Source organism: Algoriphagus pacificus, from assembly GCF_017254845.1.
GTDB lineage: Bacteria > Bacteroidota > Bacteroidia > Cytophagales > Cyclobacteriaceae > Algoriphagus > Algoriphagus pacificus.
Genome location: NZ_JAFKCU010000001.1, coordinates 443,524 through 454,949, shown reverse-complemented (window position 1 = coordinate 454,949; position 11,426 = coordinate 443,524). Strand labels below are relative to the sequence as shown.

5 protein-coding genes are annotated in these 11,426 nt (G+C 43.2%); 4 read left to right on the top strand and 1 reads right to left on the bottom strand.

Going from position 1 to position 11,426, the window contains the following annotated elements; genetic code table 11:
• The 3 genes from J0A69_RS01825 to J0A69_RS01815 form a co-directional block, all read left to right on the top strand.
• On the top strand, positions 1-5,215 hold a 5,215-nt coding region (locus J0A69_RS01825), incomplete at its 5' end, for a DUF7507 domain-containing protein (protein ID WP_206584805.1).
• Positions 5,216-5,227: 12 nt separating this feature from the next.
• Entirely contained in the window at positions 5,228-6,205 is a 978-nt protein-coding gene (locus J0A69_RS01820; protein ID WP_206584800.1) for a PorP/SprF family type IX secretion system membrane protein, read from the top strand.
• Between the two features lie 2 nt (positions 6,206-6,207).
• On the top strand, positions 6,208-8,622 hold the full coding sequence (locus J0A69_RS01815) for an OmpA family protein (RefSeq protein ID WP_236032584.1): 2,415 nt from the start codon (positions 6,208-6,210) through the stop codon (positions 8,620-8,622).
• Between the two features lie 163 nt (positions 8,623-8,785).
• Here the strand turns inward: J0A69_RS01815 and J0A69_RS01810 are convergent, their stop codons facing one another.
• Positions 8,786-10,402, bottom strand: a complete 1,617-nt coding sequence (locus tag J0A69_RS01810; protein WP_206584803.1) for a helix-turn-helix domain-containing protein — start codon at positions 10,400-10,402, stop codon at positions 8,786-8,788.
• 130 nt (positions 10,403-10,532) lie between these two features.
• Between J0A69_RS01810 and J0A69_RS01805 the strand changes: the two genes are divergently transcribed.
• On the top strand, positions 10,533-11,102 hold the full coding sequence (locus J0A69_RS01805; protein WP_206584802.1) for an outer membrane beta-barrel protein: 570 nt from the start codon (positions 10,533-10,535) through the stop codon (positions 11,100-11,102).
• The last annotated feature ends 324 nt before the right edge of the window (positions 11,103-11,426 follow it).

Genomic DNA, 11,426 nt, shown 5'->3' with positions numbered 1-11,426 from the left:
GAGTGTGACGGCGACAGGCAGCTATGTTATTAGCCAGGCTGACTTGGATGCAGGCTTTGTTACCAACGTTGCAAGCGCAAGTGGCAACGGAGTGACCTCGAATACAGACACCGAGACGGTGGATGCGATCCAGACTCCTAGCATCGCTATCGTGAAATCAGCATCTGTTGATTCTGAAGACGATTGCTATGACACAGGTGATGTAGTGACCTACACATTTGTGGTAACCAATACTGGAAACGTGACCTTGGAAAATGTGATGGTTGATGAAACTTATCACTTCACTGGAACAGGAACATTGGGAGCAGTAATGTTTGTAAGCAGTAGCATAAGTAATACAGAGGGTACTTTGTTGCCTGGAGAGACTGCTACATACACTGCAGAATATGTGATTACTCAAGAAGATACTGATACAAGGTTCATTAACAACCAAGCAGAAGTTACTGCTACCCATGGTGATGGAATAACTGTGGATGATCTATCTGGTGATTCTGTTGACACTGATAATGAAACTCAAGTAGATCTTTGTCAACAACCAGGCATTGCAATAGTGAAATCAGCATCTGTTGATTCTGAAGATGATTGCTATGACACTGGTGATGTAGTGACCTACACATTTGTGGTAACCAATACTGGAAACGTGACTTTGGAAAATGTGATAGTTGATGAAACTTATCACTTCACTGGAACAGGAACATTGGGAGCAGTAATGTTTGTAAGCAGTAGCATAAGTAATACAGAGGGTACTTTGTTGCCTGGAGAGACTGCTACTTACACTGCAGAATATGTGATTACTCAGGAAGATACTGATACAAGGTTCATTAACAATCAAGCAGAAGTTACTGCTACCTATGGTGATGGAATGACTGTAGATGATCTATCTGGTGATTCAGTTGACACTGATAATGAAACACAGGTTGATTTGTGTCAGAACCCATCCCTTGACCTTACCAAAACTCTTATCTCTAATGACGATGAGCTAGGTGGAGAATTAAGTTTCGAAATCAAGGTTGAGAATACAGGTAATGTGACCTTGTATGATATCTATGTGGAAGATGAGACCACTGGTGATAACTGGACTATAGCAGAACTGGCGCCAATGGCATTTGAGACATTCACTGTGAATGTTGAAATCACTCAAGATTTGCTTGACGGTGAATGCTATGAAAACACTGCTTTCGCTGAAGCAAGAGAATATCTTGAGGAACAGTCTGAGCCAGGATCTGAAAATCCAATTGCAGAATATATTGTGATTGCAAGAGATGTTGATTCTGTAGTTGAGTGTTTCACTCAAACACCAGAACTATCAATTGCTAAATCAATTCTAAGCGGAGATCCATATAGTTTAGTGGGTAACGTGGTTGAATATCAATACATCGTTACAAACACTGGTAATGTGACACTTGATGGTCCATTCACAGTAAGTGATGATAAAGTACCTGGAATACCAGCTGCAGCTGAAACTGAATTGGCTCCAAACGAATCAATTACATTAACTGCAAGCTACACAGTAGTTCAGGAGGATTTGACTAATGGTTCTGTAACAAACATTGCAACAGCCACTGGATATTTTGGAGAAGATGAAGTTGTATCCGATCCTGACCAGGCAACTGCTGAAGCATTGTTTAATGAAATCATTGCCAATGACGATGACGCAGGTACTTATACTATAACAGGTGGAGTAGCTACTATCAATGCCTTCGACAACGACTCCTATATGGGAGGAGCCGCAAATCCTGGAAATGTCACATTGACTACAGTGATTCCAGATCCAGAAGGAGTGTTGACTGTAGATGCTAATGGAGTAATTACCATTGCAGCAAATGCTACAGCAGGTACTTACCAATTGACTTATAGAATTACTGAAAATGGTAACTCTGCAAACTATGATGAGGCAATCATCACTGCAGTTGTTGAGCCAGTCCTTATTATCGATGAGATTGAATCTTATTGTGAGCTGGATGCACCATATCTAAGATGGTTGCTAGAGCCAGCAAACTTTAACCTTCAAGACTTGGCTCCAGGAAACCCTGCACCATTGACTATGATCTGGTATGATAGCAATGATCAGGAGATCATCAGATTTGAAAATATTCCATTGGAAGGGTACATGTTGTTCCCAGGTGCGGATACTTTACCAGGTGGATATGGTAGCCAGTGGCCAGGATGGAGATTTGTAAATGAGCAATGGGAATCTGGAGACTTCAACTTTGCAGCGGTAAGAGAGCCAGGAGCATATGTGTTGTTCCAATTGAATCCTGAAGTAAGTTCTGAGATAGCATATCCAGGAGCAACTGCAGCTTGTAATCCAAATCCAAATCCACCGATTGCTGTGGATGATGATATGACAAGCATCCCAGTGTATAGCCAGTTTGGATTCACTGATATAGTAAATGTACTTGACAATGATAAACTAGGTGCTCTAACTGGATTGAATACTACTTTGGTAGATATCACTCTAGTATCAGAAAGTACTCCTGGAGCATTGATCTTGGATACTAATACAGGATTAGTAAGTGTTGCAACTGGATTGGCCCCAGGTATTTATACTCTAGAGTATAGAATCTGTACTAATCCTAACCCGACAAACTGTGATACAGCTGTAGTAACAGTTCTAGTGGTTCAGCCTTCAATCCAGGTAACGAAAACAGTTGTTTCAAATGATGATCAATTAGGTGGATTTATTACCTATAACATCAATGTGACGAATAACGGAACTGTAGATCTTTCCGATGTTGAAGTGAAGGATGATTTGACAGGAAATACTTGGAACATTCCAACATTGGCACAAGGTGCTTCTGTTAACTTCTCTGCTCAGCTTGAAATAACTCAAGATGTCATTGAAGGTGAATGTGTAACCAATACTGCTTCTGCTACGGTTTATCTTCCTCAAGATGGTGAAGAACAATCAACTGTTCTTGCTGAGGATACTGATTCAGTTGTGGAATGTGTGACGTTGAGTCCTGCTATCGACATTGTGAAAGAAGCAAATCCAACTTCTGTTGACTTGGCAGGTGATGTTATCAACTATACTCTGACAGTCACAAACACTGGAAATGTAATTTTGAACAATGTAACTGTAAGCGATCCATTGACAGACTTACTTCAAAACCTTGGAACAATGGCTCCAGGAGAAGTAAGAACTATTGAGACATCTTATACAGTGACTCAAGAAAACATGGATAGTGGCTCAATTCTTAACGTTGCCTCTGTAACTGGTACTTCTAATAAAGAGGTAACTGTGACAGACCAAGACGATGCAACTGTTGAGGCTGTTAGAGAACCATCTATTGATTTGAATAAAACAGTAGATCTTGAGTCTGTGAGCAGAGAAGGTATAGTTCTGAACTACACCTTGGAAGTGACCAATACAGGTAATGTGACCTTATCAAGCGGTAACTTAGTCGATCCTAAGACTGGACTTTCCCTTCCAAATATAACTTTGGCACCAGGTGAAATGAAGTCATTCTCGACTACTTACACTGTGACATTGGAAGATATCTTGAGTGGTCAGCCAATCTTGAACGTGGCTACTGTGAATGCAGTAGACGCATTGTCTGGAACTCCGGTTCAAGCACAAAGTCAGGCTACGGTTAATATTCAATATGATCCTGCAATTGACATTGTGAAGACTGCTGATAAATCTGAAATCACAGCAATAGGAGAAGAGATCACTTATACTTTGACTGTTACCAACACTGGTAATGCACCATTGCTTAATGTGGTTGTTTCCGATCCGATGTTAAACTTCGAAGAACAAATTAATCTGTTCCTTCCTGGTCAGGTGAAAGAATATACAATCACCTACACGGTGACTGAAGAAGACGTTGTTGGCGAATCAGTTGTAAACGTTGCGAATGTGACAGGTGCTGCTCCGAACGAAGTAATTGTCAGTGATCAGGATTCTGTGGAAGTATTGATCTCTATCGAAGACGAGCCAGATCCAGTACCAGGAATTTCCTTGATAAAAGAAGCTGATGTAACAACAGTGTCTGAAATAGGACAGGTGATAACATTTACTTTGACTGTTACAAACACTGGAGAAGAAAACTTGGTGAATGTCAATATTGTCGATGGAATGATCAACGTGGATGAAACCATTGATCTACTAGCGGTTGGTGAAACAGTTACCGTAACAGGTACTTACACTGTGACTTCAGAAGATCTTGAGGCTAACACATCCTTCTTCAACTTTGCAACTGCATCAGGTGACGGTGAAATTTCCGGAGAAGGTGTTTCTGAAACAGCCTTTGTAGAAATCGGAGTAAGCTATAACCCAATCATTGCAAATGATGATGACTTTGGAACCTACTTCCTAAGCTACGGTGGTAGACTAGGTAATATCCTTGACAATGATAGATTGAATGGTGTAAGACCAGACGATGCAGATGTTGACTTTGAATTCACTGAACTGGATGGAATTATAGGTTTGATCATCGATGAAAACGGTGAGTTGAGCTTGATCCCAGGAGTTAATGAAGCAAGAGAATATACATTGAAGTATACACTTCGTGAAGTAGTCAATCCTTCTAATAGTGATGATGCATTCGTTGTCTTTAGGTTGCAAAATGATCAAGTTGATCTCTCAGTAACCAAGACTTCATTCGAAGCTGAGATCTTTGAAGGTGACGAGTTTGAATACGAAATCGTGATCACGAATGGAGATACTCCTGCTACCAATGTGGTGGTAACTGATAATCTTCCTTCAGGTGTGACATACTTGAGTAATACTGTCACTGCAAATACCTCAGGAGCAACAGTTAATGCTACTGTATCTGGAACTGCCATTACTTGGACTATCCCAGCATTGGCACCGGAAGCCTCTATCACAATAAGAGTAAGAGTGAAAGCAGGAGCCGCTGGTACTATTACAAATACAGTAATAGTTGGATCTGATGAAGATGACACTGATGAGTCAAACAATCAGGATGACGATGTGAATGAGATCTTACCATTCCATATTCCGAACGTGATCACTCCAAACAATGACGGAGACAACGACACCTTCGAGATCCAGGGACTTGGCAAGTTTGTGAGCAATGAGATCACGATCTTCAACAGATACGGGGACCATGTTCTAGAACAGACGAATTATAAAAATGACTGGAACGCTCCAGGACAAGTGGCAGGAACCTACTTCTACGTGATGACAGCGGTAGATAGTTCAGGAAGAACACACGAGTTCAAAGGATGGATTCAGGTAATCAAAGAATAATCAAGAAGCGATATGAAAACTCTTTTTAAAATTCTAGGTATGGCTGCTTTGCTTGTAGTGATGACTACGGGTGGAGAAGTTTTGGGCCAGCAGCTTCCTCAGTTCAGCCAGTACATATTCAACGGGCTGCACATCAACCCGGGGTATGCGGGATACAAGGGGGAGCCGTATATCCAGAGCACTTACCGGAGCCAGTGGGTTAATTTCCCGGGAGCTCCGGAGACGTTCACGGTGACGGCGGACCTTTCGGCCAACGAGGGCACGATGGGCTTCGGGATCAGTTTCCTGAGCGACAACCTGGGACCGGCGCGTACGACTGGGGGACTGTTGACGTATGCGTACCGCATCCAGACGGGAGCCAAGAGCTGGCTGGGTCTGGGAGTGAGTGCGGGTTTCAGCCAGTACTCGATAGACGGGAGCATGCTGGATCCGAACGACTATCCGGACAGTGAGATTCCTGACGGGCGTATCAACCTGTTCAGTCCGAACCTGAACACGGGACTTTTCTTCCATACCGACCGTTTCTATGCGGGCTTCAGTATGTACAACATGGTTGGCAAGAAGAGCCTGGAGCAGGAGGATGTGGCGTTGGCCTACCATGATTTCCACTACTACCTGACCGCAGGTGTGATGATCCCATTGTCCGACCAGGTACAGTTCAAGCCGAGCTTCCTGATCAAGGAGGTGAAGGGAGCACCGACGAACTACGACCTGAACGCGATGTTCCTGTTCTATGACAGGATCTGGCTGGGTGGCAGTTACCGTTCGAACATGAAGATCTGGAACGACAACCTAGCCGAGAACCTGAACAACCGGAACGCGGTGGCTGCGATCATCGAGATCTTTGCCACGGACCGTTTGCGTCTGGGCTATGCGTATGACCATAACCTGAACGTATTGAGTGACTACAAGAACAACTCCCACGAGCTGTCGGTAGGCTTCTACATGACCCCGAGAAAAGCAGTGATGAAAAACCAAAGATGGTTCTGATTATGAAAAAGACACTAACACTACTGATAATAACCTCAGGCCTTCTCTTTGGATCACTAGGGACGACAGAGGCCCAGAAGAGCAAGGTACGCTATGCAGACTCGCTGATGGCAGTTGACCACAACTACAAGACAGCCGTTGCGGTGTACCAGGAGGCGTATGCGAAGAAGCCGAACTACGAGACGGCCAAGAAGACGGCCGAAGCCTATGATGTACTCAGAGACTACGACAACGCGTATGACTGGTGGAAGACGACTGTAGGCTACGAGGAGTCTACACCGGAGGACTTTGCCCAGCTGTTGCGCTATGCGCAGCTGACAGACAACCTGTCGGAGGCCCAGAGCCTGCTGGAATCGAAAGGGGTCGGCCCGGACAGCATCCAGGTGGCCGAGCTGCTGAAGATGCAGAGCCCCCGGAAGCTGAAAGTGGCAGGAGTGGAAGGACTGAACTCGAGTGAGTCGGACTTTGACCTGACCGTAGACGGAAACGGGAACAAGTATTTTGTATCGGACAGGGGCGGAAGCTTTGTGGACGAGATGCCGGGAATCCGGATCGACGGCAGGAACAGGATCTTCAGTGAGGAGAAGCAGGACTATACGGGCAGGGAATACTTCACGGTGTACCGCCAGGACAAGGACGGGAACGTGAGCGAAGTGGTATCGAATGTACCGAACACCTACAATTTTTCGGATCCTAGCTACGCGAAGGAAGCCGGCGTGCTGTTCTACTCGGTGACCCGCGGGATCACCAAGGTGAAGAAGAACCGGAACATCACGGTACAGCCGGAGATCTATTACAGCAAGGTGAACGCGGAAGGCGGGCTGGAAGGCTTTACCCCGGTACCGTTCAACGACTCGATCGGCTATGCGGTGATGAACCCTTTTGTCGATGAAGAAGCAAAAAGACTGTATTTCACTTCTGACATGCCCGGCGGCATGGGAGGCTACGACCTGTATTATTCGGAATATGACGACAACATGAGCTTCGGCACACCGGTGAACCTGGGAGCCTCGGTGAATACCCCGGGTGATGAATCCCATGCGTTCAGGAAAGAAGACAAGTTCTACTTCAGCTCGAAAGGCGGAAGCCACCCGACGATGGGAGGGATGGACATCTACCAGGCGGACTACAGCGCCACAGGGATCAGCAATGTGAAGAACATGGGCGCGCCTGTGAACTCGCTGGCCGATGACTTTGCCTACAGAGAAGTGGACAAAGAAGACGGAAAGACAGAAGTGTACCTTTCCTCGAACCGAAAGGGAGGAATGGGACTGGATGATATCTACAGTGTGGAAGAGGTTTACAAACAGTTTCTGGCACGTGTGATCGACTGCGAAGGCGTGGTGATCAGCGACAGCTACCTGGCGACCCTGAGGGACAAGACCCAGAACGGGAACGTACAGACCCAAAGAAACGGCAAAGGAGAGCTGACGGCAGAACTGGAACCTGACAGCGACTTCGGGATCAAGATCAGCAAGCCGGGTTACTTCAGCATCACCGACGAGGACATCACGACCAAAGGCTTTACGGGAGATACGTTGAAGCGTGAATACAAACTGGTCCCGATCCCTTACCAGCTACCGGTCTACGTGGACATCGTGTACTACGACCTGGACAAATACATGATCCGGGAAGATGCGAAGCCGGTACTGGACAAGTTGGGCGAGCTGATGAACCGCTACAAGTTCCTGGACCTGCTGGTGGGAAGCCACACGGATTCCAGAGCGAGTGACGAGTACAACATCACGCTGTCAAACAACCGGGCCAAGGCAGTGACCGAATACATGGCGCAGTACAACATCCCGGCCGAAAGGATCAGACTGGAATGGTTCGGGGAGCAGAACCTGATCAACGACTGCGGCAACGGGGTACCGTGTCCGGAGAGCGAGCACCAGCTGAACAGAAGATCGGAACTGGTACTGGAGGCATTCTCGGATCCGAGCAAGCAGTATGAGATACCGGAGGAGCTGAAGGACAAGGACTTCTGTGATCCGGAGGACCTGTTCACCCAGATCCAGGACGAGATCGCGCAGATCCCGACGATCTACTTCGACTTTGACAAGAGCATGCTGAGAAGCGTGCACAAGAAGGAGCTGGAGCGTACGGCGATCATGCTGAAGCGTATGCCGAACCTGATGCTGTACATCGAGGGCCACACCGACCAGCGTGGCGACGATGAGTACAACAAGGAACTTTCTGAGCGCAGAGCGGATGCGGTGAAGGCTTATCTGACCAAGAGGGGAATCGAGGACAACAGAATGGAAGAGACCTGGTTCGGGGAGACAAAACCTGTTCATGACTGCAACGAGGTGACCTGTACCCCAGCGATGCACCAGCTGAACAGAAGGACCGAACTGAGGGTAGGCAAATCCCAGTTCACCTACTCAGGAAGACAGAAGAAAGTCGATGTCCTGTAAGGGATAAGAATTATAGAAATAGAAAAAGCCTGCTCTTGATATTCAAGGGCAGGCTTTTTTTTGGATTAGCTTTTTGATTATAGAGTCAGATAATATTTTCAAAGAGGATAAGGACTTCAAAAAGCTTCTAAAGACTCATCTTTTACAGATTCCTGTAATAGGATTAATTATCATTTTCTAATTCGTTTTTCAAGAACCTTGTAGAGTAACCAACTCTGTTTGCTACTTCCTCAATTGAATTCCCTTCTTCCAGTAGTTTTTTAGCATAATTCAATTTTACTCTTTTCAGGAACTTTCCAGGTGTAATATTAAACTCCCTGAAATTTCTATTGAGCTGAACGGTATTTGTTTCAAGGTAATTTGCAAGCCCTTCGACTGAGTTAATTTTATTGCTCACAATTGTACTTTCTAGCTTCAGGAGATCAATTTTATTTGGTTTGGATTCATCAGTCTGACTTGTCGGGTTTTTACTTTTTCTGAAATAAAGAAATCCAACCAATACCAAAAGACTGGTCACAATTATTCCGACTACTATTTGAATAAGCCCCAATCTCTTGCGAGGAATTACTTTATTGATAGCTGCTGGGATAAAACTTTTGGCCACTTCAACTGAATTCAAAATATAGAGCCCATCTACAGCACCCACATAAACTGAGTCATGGTAATAGAAAAATGCATCTCGATTGAATTCTACACCAGGAATAAGAGGTAAAGGTTCAGGATATTCTTTACTGAGGATGAAGAGCCCGTTTTCGGTTGAAATCCAAGTGTTTCCAAAATTGTCTTTTTCTACATGGACGTTCAATCTAGTATCTGAAATTTTTTTCAATGATTCTGGCTTTAGATTTTCGATACTATAGACTCCATCATCAGCTGCTAAATAGATGGAATTTTCAGTAGGGTAGATATCTCTTATTCGATTCCCTAAGTCGACTAATTCAATAACTTCGCTTCCATCAAACAATAAGAACTTACCGCCCGAAGTGGAAAAAATCAAGCCTTCAGGAATTGGCTCAAGATCCAAGTATTCATATTCTTTATGGATTGGATTGAGCTCATAATCATCTCCAAGTAAATTGATGGATTGTGTATTTTGAGAGTACAAATTCCCTTTCCATGCTACTGTTTTTCTGATATTCCCTGCAAAAGTATTAGTGGCATTTTCTATTAAAATTGTTGAATCAGGAGGAATAAACTGAAATAAATCATCGCTATTCAAAAAGTAGGTATCATTAATTACAGTCAATGGTCCATTAGAATAGCCTGGATTTTTTAATTTGATGCTATCATTGACAAAAATCCCCGAGTATGTTGAAATGACCTTGATACTGTCGTTGATATAAATATCTCTAATGGAGGTATTGAAATAGCTTTTAGAATAATAATCGAATACTTCGTATTCATATAAATTACTTCCTGTAGCAATAAAAAATCTCGATCCCTTGGTGGCTGAAGTAGTGATGAACAATCCTCTTTGGGGAATTAGATCTTTCATTCCTCTGGCCTCAAAAAGCTCTGTATTAGGGATAAAATCTGATTCGTAAAAGCCGTCTTTATAAAAAACATAGGCTTTTTTAAACTGTATTTTTTGAGATTCCCACTCCTCACCTTCCAGAAGATAGAGGTTTTCTCCAGTCTTCACATAGACTTCTTCCCCCACGTTAAATACATTCCTTACCGGAGAAGGAAATGTATGTTTGGCTACAAAAACCGTATCCTGTGCTTTTAAGCTTAGCAAAAAGCTCAAAAACATGCTTATAGTTAAAAATATAGGTTTCATGCTCAAAAATTACAATTAAAAATAACAAGATTAATAAAAAAAACAGCCTCTGTTATAAAAGATACTTGAACTTAATTCAGAGATTCCTTTTGGATGCTGAATTTAGCGGCATACTAAATCTTCTTTTACAATGAAAAAAATTCTATTAGTTGTTGCTGCATTTGCGTTGGGCTGTTCTTTTTCTGTAGCTCAAACTCAAATTAAACCTGGTGTTGGTTTAAATTTTACCAATGTGACAGGTGAAGGTGCTGATGCCAAAGGCCAAGCAGGTTGGCAGTTAGGTGCCAGTGTAGCTTTTGGTGAGAAATTTTATTTTGAGCCGGGAGTTTTTTATCAAAATTCATCTTTTGAGTATTCCACAGTCGATTCTGGTCCAGTAACAGATGCTGCCTATCATGGATTTAGAATTCCAGTTGCGGTGGGTTTGGATGTATTGGGAAATGCTGATTCAGCATTTGGTCTTAGGATTTTTGGAGGTGGATCCACTTTCATTGTGACTGGCACAAGCAGTGAATTCCTTGATAAAGATGAACTTACTTCACCTCAATGGGGTGTATTTGCAGGAGCTGGCTTGGACATAGCCATATTCTATATCGATGCATCTTATCAATGGTCGGTGACCAATATCCAGGAGGATGTATCCAATATTGATTTGGGTAATACGAAAGGCTTTTTCCTAACCGCTGGATTAAGATTTTAATAAAAATTCAAAAGCCAATTAGAATCATTCTACTTGGCTTTTGAATTTTTCCTTTATGTTTTCTAAGCATTATTTTATTGCAAAAATTAATTGAATTATTTCTATTTGAATAGAAGTAGATTCTTTTTGAATTAACATTTTTTTACTTTAGTCAAGTTGAATCCAAGTCATTTAAAACGCAGAATGACTTAAATCAAGTTTAAAACACAATAAGCCCTTAAGCGACGTGAAATTAAAACATTGTATATGAGTGAGTTGTTTAATTCAACTAGTCTTAGAAATAATGATTTTAATACGATTTCTATGATCTATTTACTAAGTGAT

Excerpts from the sequence above, each read along its gene's own strand:
- J0A69_RS01810 (WP_206584803.1), bottom strand. The coding sequence starts at position 10,402 with ATGAAACCTATATTTTTAACTATAAGCATGTTTTTGAGCTTTTTGCTA.
- J0A69_RS01815 (WP_236032584.1), top strand. The coding sequence starts at position 6,208 with ATGAAAAAGACACTAACACTACTGATAATAACCTCAGGCCTTCTCTTT.
- J0A69_RS01805 (WP_206584802.1), top strand. The coding sequence starts at position 10,533 with ATGAAAAAAATTCTATTAGTTGTTGCTGCATTTGCGTTGGGCTGTTCT.
- J0A69_RS01820 (WP_206584800.1), top strand. The coding sequence starts at position 5,228 with ATGAAAACTCTTTTTAAAATTCTAGGTATGGCTGCTTTGCTTGTAGTG.